We start from the raw sequence: 278 nt of genomic DNA, 5'->3' as shown, positions 1-278 counted from the left end.
AAGGTGGTGAAGGCACTTGCCAACGACCTGATCGTCATGCGTCACGGCAAGGTGGTGGAGAGCGGCCCGGCGGCGGAAATCTTCGCCAGTCCACAGCAGGATTATACCCGGGCGCTCCTGGCGGCTGCCTTCCACATCGAGGCCGTGAAAACGAAGGCGATTAGCCAGTAGGCCGCGTGGTGTTTCTGTTAAGGCAATGATTTTTCTGTTGCTTCGCGAAAAATGGCGACCCATGTTGCTGGGTATGTGACGCAGAGACGGATTGATTGCCATGGCAG

The 278-nt window shown here is 57.2% G+C and carries 1 pseudogene; it reads left to right on the top strand.

Going from position 1 to position 278, the window contains the following annotated elements:
* Positions 1 to 171: pseudogene (locus EN857_RS34525) on the top strand (microcin ABC transporter ATP-binding protein); the annotation flags it as partial.
* Between the last annotated feature and the right edge of the window lie 107 nt (positions 172 to 278).

Source organism: Mesorhizobium sp. M4B.F.Ca.ET.214.01.1.1 (assembly GCF_004791545.1).
Classification (GTDB): Bacteria; Pseudomonadota; Alphaproteobacteria; order Rhizobiales; family Rhizobiaceae; genus Mesorhizobium; species Mesorhizobium abyssinicae.
Note: the sequence above shows the minus strand (reverse complement) of the source record. Positions and strands in the feature narration are given on the sequence as shown.